The organism is Nocardia spongicola (assembly GCF_047200775.1).
GTDB lineage: Bacteria > Actinomycetota > Actinomycetes > Mycobacteriales > Mycobacteriaceae > Nocardia.
Map to the genome: position 1 here is coordinate 97517 of NZ_JBJZOO010000009.1, position 15840 is coordinate 113356.

Below are 15840 nucleotides of genomic sequence, written 5' to 3' on the forward strand. Positions count from 1 at the left end.
TGGGGGCGTCTTGCTGCATTGGGATGTGACTCCACGAGTCTGTCGTTATCAGCATGAGGGCACGTGGTTGTCTGTTCGTTTCGGACATATTCGATGGCCCGTAGATCCCTGCGATTTCATTCCTGGTCGGGAAAGAAGACATTAGGTAGACTGATTCCGATCCGATGGTATGCGAATATCCGCATACCGCCTCTTTCGGACCGCTTGCCGAGGGTCTTCGTCGAGTGTTCGAAATGATCCGGCTCATGAAGCGGTATGCGCGAAGGATGACTTCCGAGACTGCTTCTGTAGTGGCGGTCGAGCGATTGTCATAAATAATACTATAGAGATCGTGCTCCATATGAATTCGACTTCGGGTCGAAGGCCGATGGTCGAGGCATATAGAGAAGAATATCCGAATTCACGTACATGCAGATTCGGCATCTATTCATACCGCGCTGGGTAAAAGGTTGGTTTGTAAGTGTTCCACTCATTTGTCGACGTCTTGGTCTCGCAGCAGCAGGAAAAGCAGGATTCTATTGCCTATCGATTCCTGGAGACAGGTGACGTCGACGGCCCGGTGCGCGATCTGACCTACAACGATCTCTGGTATCACGCCAGAACGATCGGTGCTTGGTTACAGGAAAACGGATACGCGCGTCGCAATGCGATGTTGCTTTATCCCCCCGGCCTGGAATTCATCAGTGGTTTCCTCGGCTGTTTATCCGCGGAGGTGGCGGCCGTGCCCGCGCCGCTTCCGGAGCCGCATATGTTGGAGCGCGCACTACGCCGCCTCCACCAGATGATCGCCGACGCGCAGATCGACTTGGTGTTGACCACTCGGCCGGTGCTCGACATGCTCCAGGTGGTGACCGAGCGGATCCCGGAGCTGTCTCGGTTGACTTGGCTTGCTACAGAAGAGATCCCGGGAGAATTGGCCGCATCGTGGCGCGAGCCCGTTCTCGGTCCCGACACTACGGCCTTCCTGCAGTACACCTCCGGCTCGACCAGCGCACCACGTGGTGTTGTGGTCAGCCACGGCAATCTGCTGCACAACGAGCGCGTAATCGCCGAGGTCATGGGGCATACTCCGGAGCGACTCGCGCAGGCAGGCGACTGGTTCATGGCGAGCTGGTTGCCGATGTTCCACGATATGGGCCTGATCGGCCCGGTGCTGGCCACGCTGTACTCCGGGGGAAGCTCGGTACTGATGTCCCCGCTGCATTTCCTGCAGCGGCCGCAGCGATGGTTACGCGCGGTCTCGGAGTATCGCGTCGATACCAGCGGCGGACCGAACTTCGCCTACGAGTTGTGCATTCGGCGTGCCGCCACGCCGGATCTGCTGGCGGATATCGACCTGAGCGGCTGGCGGGTGGCATTCAACGGTGCCGAGCCGGTACGCGCGGGCACATTGCGCCGCTTCGCGGAAGCCTTCGCGCCGACAGGTTTTCGCCCGAAATCCTTCCAGCCGGTGTACGGATTGGCGGAAGCGACTTTGCTCGTGACCGGTGTGGATACGGATGCCGAGCCGACATTCGCCCCACGCCCGGCCGGGCAGGAGACAGAGAGCGCCGAGATCGTCAGCTCAGGCACCCCTGGAGATGGTCTCACGGTGCTGATCGTTGACCCGCGATCATGCGTCGAGTGCGCACCGGAGGAGATCGGCGAGATCTGGGTAGCAGGCGACAGTGTCGCGGGCGGTTACCTCGGAGATGCACAGAAGTCACGCGAGACCTTCCACGCCGAGCTGGCGGACGGGCGGACGGGCTTCCTGCGTACCGGTGATCTGGGCTTTCTGCGCGACGGTGAGCTGTTCATTACCGGACGACACAAAGATCTGCTGGTTATCGACGGTAAGAACCACTATCCGCAAGATATCGAGCTCACGGTGGAGGCCGCCGATCCTGGTATTCGCGCGGGCTGCGTCGCGGCGTTCTCGGTCGATGCCGACAGTACCGGTGAGCAGCCGGTGGTTGTGGCCGAGGTGAAAACCGAAGATCCGGCGGAGTTGGCCGCGATCGAGGACGCGGTGCGCGGTGCGGTGAGTATGACGCACGGTTTGGCATTGCGACAGGTTGTGCTGATCAAGCCGCGCAGCATCTTCAAGACCAGCAGCGGCAAGATCCAGCGACAGGCGTGCCGGGCCGCTTTTGTGCACGGCGAACTCGATATCGCCGCAGCGGCTTCGGAATCCATCGCACCGGTTACGGACCGTGCGGATGAGACGAACGCGAGTGCGGTATCACCCGTTGCCGGGCAGCCGGTTCAGCTCTCCGCGGCGGAAATCGAGGCCTGGCTTGTCGACGCGGTAGCTACCCGGACCGGTTTGGCGAGCGTTCGAATCGATATCGAGCGCCCGCTCGCGGAATTCGGGCTCGGCTCTCGCGGTGTGGTGGAGCTGGCGGCGGATCTCTCGGAACATATCGGACGTCAGATCGAGCCGAGCTTGTTCTTCGAACACCCATCGATCGGGGCGATCCGCACCGCCATAGCCACCGAGGAACAGGTCACCGCCCCCCGCGTACACCAGGAGGCCTCCGGTGATATCGCGATCGTATCGATGGCGTGTCGCTTTCCCGGCGGAGCTGATGATCCGGAGCAGCTTTGGCAGCTGTTGGCCGAGGGGCACGATGCGATTACCGAGGTTCCCACCGGCCGGTGGGACACCAACGGGCTCTACGACGCTGATCCCGACGCACCGGGCAAGACCTACACGATGCGGGGTGGTTTCCTCGACGGTATCGACAAGTTCGATGCCGTCTTTTTCGGAATCAGTGCTGAAGAAGCCGCGGCGATGGATCCGCAGCAGCGCTTGCTGCTGCAGGTGAGCTGGGAAGCCATCGAGCGGGCCGGTTGGGATCCGCGCCGTTTGCAGGGCAGCTCGACGGGCGTCTACCTGGGGCTCTATGGCAGCGGTTATTTAGCCGGTGCCGGTCTCGGTCAGTTGAACGGGTATGTCGGTACGGGTTCGGCGACGAGCGTGGCTTCCGGTCGGATCGCTTATGCGCTTGGGTTGCACGGGCCTGCGGTCTCGGTCGATACCGCATGTTCATCCTCGTTGGTCGCCCTGCACCAGGCGGCGCAGGCGTTGCGTGCGGGGGAATGCGATGCCGCCCTCGCCGGTGGGGCGAGTCTCCTGGTAGATCCAAGCGCGCATGTGGAGTTCAGCCGCCTGCGGGTGCTCTCGCCTTCCGGTGGATGTAAGCCCTTCTCGGCTACCGCGGACGGCATCGTGTGGGCAGAGGGCTGCGGAGTTGTGGTGCTCAAACGGCTCGACGATGCTCGTCGTGACGGCGACCGAGTGCTGGCCGTGCTGCGTTCATCGGCAGTCAATCAAGATGGTCGAAGCCAAGGATTGACCGCTCCCAATGGTCTGGCGCAGGAGCAGGTGATCCGTCAGGCGCTCGCTGCGGCGGAGTTGAGTCCGGAGGATCTGGACTATGTCGAAGCCCACGGCACCGGAACGACATTGGGTGACCCGATCGAGGCCCGCGCTTTGGCAAGGGTTTTCGGCGCGCACCGGGCTGCCGACCGGCCATTGGCTATCGGATCGGTCAAATCGAATATCGGCCACGCGCAGGCGGCTGCGGGTATCGCGGGCGTGATCAAAACCGTTCTCGCGCTGCGGCACGAACTGCTTCCGGCCTCCTTGTATGCGCAGGAGCCGACCCCACACCTGGACTGGGCATCGAGTGGTCTGCGGATAGCCGGTGCCCCGATGCCGTGGCGCACCGATGGCAGCGTGCGCCGAGCCGGGGTGAGTGCCTTCGGGATCAGCGGAACCAATGCGCATGTGATTCTGGAGGAGGCGCCGAGCGAGGCCGCCGAGCCGCTGCCGGACAGCGCGGAGCAGGACCGCGCAGCGAATATGTTCCCGGTCTCGGCCCGGACCACGGGGTCGCTGCGCGCGCAGGCCGAGCGGCTCAGACGGGTGGTGGCAGCGCGGCCGGATACCGATCTACCGGTGCTGGCCCGCTCCTTGGCGCTGCACCGGACGCATTTCGAGCAGCGCGCCGTGATTGTCGCGCAGGACCGTGACGAGCTGCTCGACGGACTCGGCGCGCTGGCCGGTGATCGGCTCTGCGCCGATGTGGTCGAGCGAATTCACGCGGGCGCGGACGCGGCGCCTGGGCTTGTTTCGGGGAAGCTGGCCTTCGTTTTCCCAGGACAAGGTGCGCAATGGGTGGGGATGGCCCGCGATCTGCTGGATACTTCGGCGGAGTTCGGTGCGGAATTCGAGCGCTGCGATACCGCATTGCAGGTGCACACCGGGTGGTCGGCGATCGAGGTGCTGCGCGGCGCCGAGGGCAGCCCGACGCTGGATCGTGATGCGGTGATCCAGCCCATGCTCTTCGCGGTGATGGTGTCGCTGGCCGCAGTGTGGCGGGCGGCCGGGGTGGAGCCCGACGCGGTGATCGGACACAGCCAAGGTGAGATCGCGGCCGCGTACGTCGCGGGTGCGCTCGAGCTGTCCGATGCGGCGGCCATTGTGGCGATTCGGAGTAGGGCCCTTGCCGAGCTCGCCGGTAGCGGGGCGATGGCAGTGGTGGCGATGTCGGTCGCCGAGCTGGAGCCGCGTCTGGTCGCCTATCGCGGTGCGGTATCGATCGCGGCGGTCAACAGTGGTCGTTCCACCGTGCTGTCGGGTAGGCGGGACGCTGTGGCGGATGTGCTGGCCGAGCTGGAATCCGACCAGGTCTTCGTTCGCAGGCTCGCCGTCGACTACGCCTCGCACAGCCGCGAAGTCGAGAAGATCCGCACTTCGCTGCTCGCCGAGCTCGGTGACATCACGACGAGGCCGGGAGCGATCCCCTGGTATTCGACGGTCTCCGGGGAGATCGTCGCGCAATCCAGCGGAGCGGACTACTGGTATCGCAATCTGCGGGAGCAGGTCGGCTTCGCGGGCACCGTCGAACGCATGCTCGCGGAAGGGTACCGATTCTTTGTCGAATTGAGCCCGCATCCCGGGTTGACCACTGCGATAGAGACTATCGCCGACGATACGTCCCATCCGGTGGTGGTCACCGGGTCCTTGCGGCGGGACGAGGACGGCCAGCGCTGCCTCGATCACGCTCGGGCGCAGTTGTACGTGAGCGGCTACCCATTGGACTGGCACCGGTTGGTGGTTTCCCACGGCAGTATGGAGTTGCCGACCTATGCCTGGGAGCTCCAGTCGTATTGGAGTGCACCGGAACCGGCATCGCCTACGGCACTCGGTATCGCCCCGGTGCACCACGCCATGCTCGGCGCTGTGGTGCCGCAGACCGATTCCACCGCGGTGGAGCTGACCGGCCGAGTATCGTTGCGCACCCATCCATGGCTGGCCGACCACGCGGTGCGGGGCACCGTACTGATGCCGGGCACCGGATTCGTGGAGCTTGCGATCCGCGCGGGTGATGAGGTCGGCTGCTCGACCGTGCGGGAGCTGGTGCTGCAGGCTCCGATGATCATCCCCGCCGATACCGGGCTGTGGATCAGGGTGAGTGTGGGCGAGCCGGACGATTCCGCGGCGCGCTCGGTGGCGATTCATTCGTGTAAGGAAGGCGTCGACGAGCCGTGGACGCTGCACGCCGAGGGTGCGCTGGTGGCAGCGGGGGCGCCACCGGCGCGGACCGATCCGGACCAGTGGCCGCCTGCAGGTGCCGTGGCGATCGATGTCGACGACTACTACGATCGCGCTGCCGAGCGGGGCTATGAATACGGCCCGGTGTTCCAGGGGCTACAGGCGGCATGGGCACTGAATGGGGAGATCTTCGCCGAGGTAGCCCTGCCTGAACAGCTCGATACCAGAGGATTCGGCATCCATCCCGCACTCCTCGACGCGGCCCTGCACGCCTGTGCCTTCCTCGAAGGGCATTCGGACTCCGGCACGGTCGCGCTGCCGTTCGCCTGGAGCGGTGTCGCTTTGTACGCGACACAGGCCGCGGTGTTGCGGGTCCGGCTCGCCGGCGAGGACGGTGCGCGGCTCAACGTGGCACTGTCCGATAGCGTTGGCGCGCCGGTAGCCGATATCGCCGCATTACGCCTGCGGGAAATCGATACCGCGCAGTTGCGTTCGGCCGTCGCGCAGGCATCCGATCCGCTGTTTCTGGTCGAATGGACTGCGCTCGGTCCGCTCGACCGGGAAAGCCGAACCTCCTGGTTCGATCTCGCGGCGCTCGATATCGATACGGCGCTGGAACGGGCCGCGGCCGAACAGCCGGTACTGATCGTGCCCGCGGCCGAGGAGCAGGCCGATGATCTGCCCGCCGCCGCTGCCGCGGCTACCGCCGAGGTGCTGCACCGCGTGCAGCAGTGGCTGGCCGCTGGGCATGATGAGTCGGTTCTGGTCGTGCGCACTACCGGTGCGGTCGCGGTCGGCGCTGCCGACGACATCACCGATCTGTGCCACGCTCCGATCTGGGGGCTGCTGCGGTCCGCGCAGACCGAGCACCCCGGACGCATTGTGCTGCTCGACCTCGACGAGCACACCGATACGGAGTTCGCTGTCCGCCTCGCGGCACAAGGCAGCGAACCGCAGCTGGCGGTGCGCCGGGGTGAACTGTATGTCCCTCGGCTGGCGCGAGTCGCCGCAGGCGGGGCAGGCGCTGCTGGGCAGCCGCCACAGCTCGGCGCGGAGGGGTCTGTCGCGCCACGTCCGCTGGATCCGTCCGGCACCGTCCTGCTCACCGGTGGGCTCGGGACACTCGGTGGGCAGGTCGCCAGGCACCTCGTAACGGCACACGGGGTCAGGCATCTGGTGTTGCTCGGGCGGCATGTCCCGGCAGCTACCGCTGAGCCGCTGGTCGCCGAGCTGGCCGCGCTCGGAGCGCACGCGAGTGCGGTGGCGTGCGATGTGGCTGATCGCGACGCCGTGGCGGAGGTGATCGCCGCAGTGCCCCCGGAGCATCCGCTGACGGCGGTTGTCCATCTGGCGGGTGTGCTCGATGATGCGTTGTTCACGCAACAGACCAGTGGGCATCTCGATACGGTGTTCCGGCCCAAGGTGGCCGGCGCGTGGCATCTGCACCAGCTGACCTCCGACCTCGATCTGGCTGCCTTCATCGTGTTCTCCTCGGTGGCGGGCACGGTGGGGTCGCCGGGGCAAGCGAACTACGCCGCCGCGAACGTTTTCCTCGATGCGCTGGTGCGGTCACGGCAGCACCGAGGGCTGCCCGGTACCTCGCTGGCCTGGGGTTTGTGGGAGCAGCCGAGCGGGATGACCGCGCAGCTGGATGAGTCCGAGCGCAAGCGCCTGGCGCGGGGCGGGGTGGTTCCGCTCGGCGTCGCCGAGGGATTGTCTCTGTTCGACGCCGCGCTCGGTAGCGAACACGCGGTGCTGGTACCGGTTCGGTTGGACCTCGCCGCAGTGGCGCAGCGGCCGGATGTGCCCGCGTTGTTCACCGGGTTGCTGCCTAGGAGGCGGCGCACTGTGGGGACGGTCCGCAGCGCTCCGGCATCCGGATTGGCCGCGCGGCTGGCCGGATCGAGCCGAGCCGAACAAGAGCGGCTGGTGCTCGCGGTGATCGCCGAGCATGCCGCAGGCGTACTCGGCCACGGCACCCGCATCGATACCGAACGGACCTTCTCCGAACTCGGATTCACCTCATTGAGTGGTGTCGAGTTCCGTAACCGGATGCAGCAGGCCACCGGGATCACGCTCGCGGCTACCGCGGTCTTCGACTATCCGACACCCGCGGCGCTGGCCGCGCATATTCGAGACCGGCTCGTGCCAGCGGCGGTCACCACTTCGGTGGCCGGAACGCGCCGAGCATCGGATACCGACCCCATCGTGATCGTCGGTGTGGGGTGCCGGTATCCGGGTGGGGTGGGTTCTATGGCGGATCTGTGGCAGGTGGTGCGCGAGGGTCGCGATGTGCTGTCGGATTTCCCCTCGGATCGAGGCTGGGATCTGGAGCGGCTGTACAACCCCGATCCCACTCGTCCAGGAACCACCTATGCAAGGGCGGGCGGGTTCCTCGACGATGTCGCCGATTTCGACGCCGCGTTCTTCCATATCAGTCCGCGTGAGGCGCTCGCGATGGACCCGCAGCAGCGGTTGATGTTGGAAGTTTCCTGGGAGGCACTGGAACACGCTGGTATCGCCCCCACATCATTGCGGGGGGCCGCGACCGGGGTCTTCTGCGGTGTGACCTACACCGATTACGCCGCCAGGCTGTACGGCCGGGCGCCCGACGAGGTGGAGTTGCACCTCGGTGAGAGCAGCACGGGAAGTGTGGTGTCCGGTCGCGTCGCGTACGCGCTCGGGGTGGAAGGGCCTGCGGTCACTGTCGATACGGCGTGCAGTTCATCGCTGGTAGCGCTGCATATGGCCGCCCAGGCATTGCGGGCAGGCGAATGTTCCATGGCTTTGGCCGGTGGGGTCACCGTGATGGCCTCCCCCGGGGTATTGGTCAGTTTCGCCAGGAAGCAAGGATTGGCGCCGGATGGGCGCTGTAAGGCTTTCGCCGATGCCGCCGATGGCACCGGCTTCGCCGAAGGTGCCGGGGTACTGGTGCTGGAACGGCTGTCGGATGCGCGGCGCAACAACCATCAGGTGCTGGCGGTGGTGGCCGGATCGGCGGTGAACCAGGACGGTGCGAGTAACGGATTCACCGCACCGAACGGGCCTGCGCAGCAGCGGGTGATCCAGTCCGCGCTGGCGAATGCCGGGTTGTCGGGTGCTGAGGTAGATGTTGTCGAAGCGCACGGCACCGGAACCACTTTGGGTGACCCGATCGAAGCGCAGGCCCTACTGGCGACGTACGGTCACGAGCGAGGTACAGCGGGACAGCCGTTGTGGCTCGGGTCGATCAAATCCAATATCGGCCATACTCAGGCGGCTGCCGGGGTGGCCGGGGTGATCAAGATGATCGCGGCGATGCGGCACGGCACCATGCCGGCGACCTTGCACGTCGACGCGCCGAGCAGCCATGTCGACTGGTCGGCCGGATCGGTGGAGGTGCTGACCGAAGCCAGGCAGTGGCCGGTGCGGCATGGGGTCCGCCGCGCCGGTGTCTCGTCGTTCGGGATCAGCGGAACCAACGCGCACGTCATTCTCGAGCAGCCTGCCGAGGCACAGGAAGCAGCCGTGGAGCAGCTGCCGCGAACAGCTCCGAGTGCGCTGCCGTTGGTGCTGTCCGGCGCTACCGCCGCGGCGCTGACCGCACAAGCCGAACGGCTCGCCGAGCATATCGGCCGCATCCCCGCCGCGGATCCGGTCGATATCGGCTACTCGCTGGTGACCACTCGTTCCGGTTTCGCGGAACGGGCTGTTGTCATCGGTGCCGATCGGGCCGAGCTGCTGTCCGGACTGCGGGCGCTGGCCGCGGAGCAACCCGACGTGGCAGTGGTGCGCGGCCGGGCGGCGACATCGGGGGAAACGGTTTTCGTATTCTCCGGGCACGGCGCCCAATGGGCCGGGATGGCCGTCGAGCTGCTGGACACCGCACCGGTGTTCGCCGCGCGGATCGCTGAGTGCGGTGCCGTGCTCAGCGAATTCGTCGACTGGTCATTGCTCGATGTGCTGCGCGGCGTCGATGGCGCACCCGAGGTGGACCGGCTCGATGTGGTGCAGCCCGTGCTGTTCGCTATCCAGGTCGGTCTGCTCGCACTGTGGGATTCGGTCGGTGTGCGGCCTGCCGCTGTGCTCGGGCATTCCCAGGGTGAGATCGCCGCCGCCTATGCCGCTGGCGCGCTCTCGTTGCGGGATGCGGCGGGGCTCATCGCGGCGCGGGCCCGCGCACTCGCACCGCTGGCAGGCCATGGCGGCATGGTGTCGGTACCGATGCAGGCCGAACAGCTGGCCGAGCGGCTGACTCGCTGGAGAGGCCTGCTCGTGGTCGGAGTGGTGAACAGCCCGACCGCTGCTGTGGTATCAGGAGAGAGTGCCGCGCTGGCGGAATTCGTTGCCGAGCTGGAAGCGGAAGGGATCGCCGCGCGCCGGGTAGCCATTCACTACGCATCGCATTCGCCGCAGATCGATACGCTGCGTGCCGAACTCGCCGCAGCACTGGATGTGCGGGCCACCAGTGTCACCGGCATCAGGTACTTCTCGGCAATGCAGGGCGATGTGCTCGACACCGGCACATTGGACGGTGACTACTGGTACCGCAATGCCAGGCAGACGGTGCGCTTCGACCAAGCGATACGCGCCGCCTACGAGCACGGTTTCCGGAATTTCGTTGAACTGAGCCCGCATCCGGTGCTTACCGCGGTGATCGAGGAGAACCTGGACGCCATCGGGGCCGAAGCGAGAGAGGTTTTCGTCGGGGAAACCTTGCGGCGCAATGACGCCGGGCTCGATCAATTCCTGCGCTCGGCGGCGCGTTATCACGTATGCGGCGGTGACATCGCGTGGGCCGAATACTTCTCTCCGTTCGGTGCGCGCCGTGTGGAGCTGCCGACCTACGCGTTCCAGCGCACGAGATACTGGCTGGACGCCACCGAGATCCGCGATAGCGCGACAAGCTTCGGGCTCGCCGACACTGATCACGGCCTACTCGGCGCCGTGGTACGGCAAGCCGATTCCGGTGGTGTACTGCTGACCGGCCGGGTATCGCTGCGGACGCATCCGTGGCTGGCCGACCACGCTGTCGCCGGTGTGGTGCTGTTCCCCGGAACCGGGCTGGTCGAGCTGGCTATTCGGGCAGGTGACGAGGTGGCTGCCCCGATCCTGCGCGAACTGGTGCTGCACGCCCCTCTGGTGTTGCGCGAGGAGGAGCAGCTCCTGATCCAGGTTGTGGTCGGGTCGCCCGATGCCGCGCAGGAACGCGCGGTGTCGATTCATTCCAGCACAGGTGCGCCGGGCGCCGAATGGGTCTGCCATGCCGGTGGCACGCTGAGTGCGCAGCCGTCCGCGGCGCAGGCCCCGAGTCTCATCCAGTGGCCGCCGGTCGGCGCCGAACAGATGCCCGATATCGAGGCGGCCTACGCCGATCTCCACCAGCGCGGTTATGTCTATGGCCCGGCATTCCGCGGTCTGCGTCGCGTCTGGCGGCACGGCGAGGAGATCTTCGCCGACGTCGCGCTTCCGGAATCGCTACACCAGGATGCGGGCCGGTATGTGCTGCACCCCGCGCTGGCCGATGCCGCATTGCACGCGATGCTGATATGCGGCACCGATGCTGATCCGACGGTGGTCCCGATAGCCTGGACCGGCGTGCGGCTATCCGCGGACGCGGCCAGATCGCTGCGGGTCCGCATAGTCCGGACCGGACCGGACACGATCTCGATCACCGCTGCCGATCACACCGGAGAACCTGTTGTCTCGGTAGATTCCGTGCTGGTTCATCCGGTATCGGTAGAGCAACTCGCGCTCGCCGGGGCCGGGGCGCCGCCTCGGGATCTGTTCCAGATGCGATGGGTTCGGATCGCGGTGCCACCACGGCAGCAGACCGTACCGCTGGTCCGCTGGTCGGATCTGGACGACACCACTGCCGATGCGGTGCTGTTGGAGATTTCCGGGGGCGAGGACCGCGCTGCGGTCCATACCGTGACCCAGCGCACGCTGGCGGTGCTGCAGTCGCTACTCACCGAGCAACGTTTCGGCTCGACCACCCTGATGGTAGTGACCGAGGGTGCGCTCGCCCGCGACAACGAGCGAGTTTCCGATCCAGCCGCCGCCGCGGTCTGGGGTATGGTCCGGTCGGCGCAGCTCGAGCACCCTGACCGCATCCTCTTGGTGGATACCGACGGATCGCTTCCGGTCTCGGCGCTGCTGCACAGTACCGAACCTCAGCTCATGGTCCGGGACGGCGCCTGCTACGCGGCCCGGTTGACCAGAGCGGTACCGGCGCAACAGACAGCAGCGGTGGCAGGTGAGCTGGAGGGCGGCACGGTGTTGGTCACCGGCGCTCCGGGGGGGATCGGATCTGTGATCGCCAGGCACCTCGTCAGTGCCTACGGGGTCAAGCGGCTGCTGCTGGTCAGCCGTCGTGGCAGTGCGGCCCCCGGCGCCGCGCAGTTGCACAGGGAACTCACCGATCTCGGCGCCGAGGTCATCCTGGCATCCTGCGATGTCACCGATTACGACAGTCTCGCCGAGGTGGTGAACTCTGTTCCGTTGACCGGCGTGGTGCATGTCGCCGGAGTGCTCGACGACGGCACGGTGACCACCTTGACCGAGGAGCAGCTGGACACGGTGCTGCGGCCGAAGGTGGACGCGGCCCTGCACCTGCACCAGCTGACCGCCCAGATGAACTTGTCGTTGTTCGTGCTGTTCTCCTCGGTCGCGGGCACGCTCGGCTCACCGGGCCAGGCGAACTATGCCGCGGCCAACGCGTTCCTCGACGCGTTCGCCTCCTACCGAGCCGCGCAGGGCCTGCCCGCGCATTCCCTCGCCTGGGGGCTGTGGGACACCGGTATGGCCACCACACTGAACTCCGGCGAGCGAGCCAGGATGGCCAGGTCGGGTTTGCGGCCGATGTCGGTTCGGCACGCTCTTACCCTCTTCGATGCCGCCATCGCCCAGCCGACGCCAGTGCTGGCTCCGGTCGCTATCGATATCGATGCGCTACGGTCAGCGTCGCTGCTGCCCTCGTTGTTCGACCAGCTGGTACCGGGCCGCACTCGACGGGTGGTGGCCGATGTTCCCGCAGGCGATCCGGCCGCGCGTACCGAGTTCGCCGCGGTCATCGCCGGATCAGCAGGACCGGAGGCGGTCAGCTACGCATTGGACGTGGTGCGAGCTCAGGTGGCCGCGGTGCTCGGGCATAAGGAGGTCGAGCGCATCGAGCCGGAGCAGTCCTTCCAAGCTCTCGGTTTCGACTCGCTCATGGGGGTGGAGCTGCGCAACGCCATCCGAGAGGCCACCGGCATCTCGATCGCCTTGAGCGCGGTGTTCGAGCATCCGACACCGCGGGCGCTGGCTCGCTATCTGGTCGATGCGGCGGCGCAGACCGAGCGGGCGGCACATGCAGGCGTCCCCGAGGTCGTCGAGGTCCCTGACGTGCCTGAAGTCGAGGTACGACCCGCGACGCGTGATGTCCTTCGCCTGCTCCGCAGCGCTACCAAAGGGGTCCCGACCGCAGCGCACACCTTAGGGTTGGCCCTGCGACTGCGCGGCCGGACCACAGAACCGGAGCTGACCGCCATCCTCGTGGGGGTAGCGCATCGGCATGCGGCACTGCGTACCGCGATCACCCCGAGCGTCGAGCACGGACGGCAACTAGAGGTGCACAGAGCGGCCGGTACGTTGTTGCGCTGGAACCGCGCCGATGGTGACAGCGTTGCACTGGCAGGGGAACGACTCCCGGCACTGATGGAACCGTCCTTCGATCTGGACACCGCGCCACTGTGGCGTTTCGAGCTCCTCGATTGCGTGGATGGTGATCAGGTGCTGCTCTTCGGCGCCCATCACAGTGTCTGCGATCTCCAATCGCTCTTGCTCGTTGCCGCGGATATCGATGCGGCACTGGCGGGTACCGAACTATCGGCCGATCCGACCAACCGCGATATCGACCTGCTGCTCGCGGCGCAACAGGAGGATGTGCCCGCTGCGTCCGGACCGGAGCGTGATGCTTGGCGCGGTGAGTTCCGTGGCGTCGAACGATTGGATCTGACACTGTCGAATCCGCGTCCGCCGACGCGTTCCTACCGCGCGGGCGCGCTGGTGCTGGAATTGCCCGACGGTCTGCTGGACCGGGTGGCACAGCAGGCGCGGGAGCTGAGTATCACCCCGGCGGCGTTCTTCCTCGGCACGCTCAGTGTGCTGTTGGCGCGGACGCAGGATGTAGCACGGTTCGTGCTCGCGGTGCCGGTGGATACCCGGATGCATGTCGAGGCGGCCAGGGCAGTGGGCTACTTCGGTGTGCCGGTGCCGTTCCCCGTCGCGGTCGAACCAGATGATTCGATCGCTGACGTCTTGGCTCGCACCAGCACCAGGATGCGTTCGTTGCTGACCAAGGGAGTCGGTTTCGCCGATACCCTTGCCACGCTCGCCAAGGAGGGGTTGTACCGCCCGAACGCGCCACTGGTCGAGGCCTACTTCAACTACCTACGTTCCGGCTCGGTATTCGAACAGGTCGAGCTGGTACCGGCGGGAGTAGGGTATTCCGATCTCGACCTGATGGTCACGGTGATGGCCGATCTCGGTCATATCGCGGTGAGCTTCAACTCCGACATCATCGACGAACAAGCGTGTGCGGATCTCGGCGCCGCGTACCTCACACTGCTGGAATCGGCTGTCGCCGACACCACGACACCAGCGAAAGTGCCTGTGGTGGCGCAAATTCCAGCGCAGCCGCAACAGCCACAGCGTTTCGCTCTCGCCGCTACCTTCGCGTTGGGCAAGCTGCCGGATCTTGCGCGTGTCGCCTTCCGCAACTGCGGGCTCGGTGGGGAGCTCGGCACGGAGTTCATCGAGGCGCCGTACCACCAGGTCTTGACGAGCTTGCGTGATCCGGCAGGAGCATTCGCCGACAATGCCGCGCTCGCCAGGATCGCCTTGGTGCGCGCCACCGACCTGGAACGCTTCGGCCCGGTGTCCGATGAGCTGCTCGTGGAGCTGGCCACCGAATATCCGGCGGCGGTGCGTGCGGCGGTGCAGCGGTGCCCGAGCCCGCTTATTGTCGCTTTCCTGCCCGCTGCCGAGGTGGATGATCGGCTGCGCCGATGGGAAACAGCGGTGATCGACCAGATCCGGGAGGTGCCCGGCGTAGCCGTTGTTTCCGGCGCAGACTGGAGCTACCGGCATCACATCGAGCACCCCTTCGATCCACAGACCGACGCGTTGGCGCATTTGCCCTTCCGGCAAGAGTTCCAAGCGGTGATCGCGCTGACGCTGGCCGAGGTGACCAGGGCCGCGGTCACGACGCCACCCAAGGTCGTCGTGGTCGACGGTGATGACACGCTCTGGAGCGGGGTAGCTGCCGAAATCGGCCCTGATCAGGTCGCAGTGGGTGGCGCGAGGGCCATGCTGGCGCGCAAGCTGCTGCAATGGCGTGCCGCGGGCACGCTGCTGGTGTTGGTCAGCAACAATGACGAAGCGACCGTGCGCGCTGTGCTGCAGCGGCCCGATAGCGTGCTCGGCCCGGAGCATTTCAGCGTGATCTCCGCGGACTGGGGCCCGAAGTCCCAGCGCATCGAGGCCGCGGCCCGCACGCTGCGGCTCGGCTTGGACAGCTTCGTCTTTCTGGACGACAATCCGGTCGTTGTCGCTGAGGTCCGCTCGGCGCTTCCGGAGGTACTCAGCGTCACCTGCCCGACCGAAGCGCAGCTACCGCAGTTCCTGACCCGGCTCTGGCCGCTGACACCTAGGGCGGCCACGGCGGAGGACGCCGCACGCGCGGTGTTCTACGAACAAGAGCGGGATCGCGAATCAGTCAGGGAACAAAGCGATTTCGCAGAATTCCTGGAGCAGCTGGAGCTGCGGCTCGAGGTGTCGCCGCTGAGTGCGGCGACCCTGGAGCGGGCCACCCAGCTCACCCGCCGCACCAACCAGTTCACGCTGTGGAAGGTCAGCCCAGCCGAATTCGACCAGTGGCAGCAGATCGGCGAGGTATGGACCGCCGATGCCAAGGACCGTTTCGGCGACTACGGGCTGATCGGTGTGCTGGCGATACGTGCCGAGGGCGACGTTCTGCACGTGCTCGGCTGGCAGTTGAGCTGCCGGGCCCTCGGGCGCGGCGTCGAAGAGCGATTGCTGGCCTGGCTGGCCGATCGCGCGGAAGCGCTCGGCTGCGCGACGGTGCGTTTCCGCGCGCAGCGCACCCCCCGAAATGTGCCGGTGCGACGGTTGCTCGCCGCACTCGGCGATGTCGATTCCCATGACCAGGATCTGGATATCCAGGTCACGCTGGATCGTGTTCGCGCGTTCCGGTCATGGGAGCAGTAGGCGATCGAGAGAGTTGAACAAGGTTATGTCCGTTACTGATACGAACG

The 15840-nt window shown here is 66.1% G+C and carries 1 protein-coding gene; it reads left to right on the forward strand.

All coding sequences use genetic code 11. The features are described 5' to 3' along the window. Positions 1 to 460: 460 nt before the first annotated feature. A complete protein-coding gene (locus tag ACL02S_RS17345) occupies positions 461 to 15793 on the forward strand; it encodes an SDR family NAD(P)-dependent oxidoreductase (protein WP_412803474.1) in 15333 nt (5110 codons plus the stop codon). Positions 15794 to 15840 lie beyond the last annotated feature (47 nt).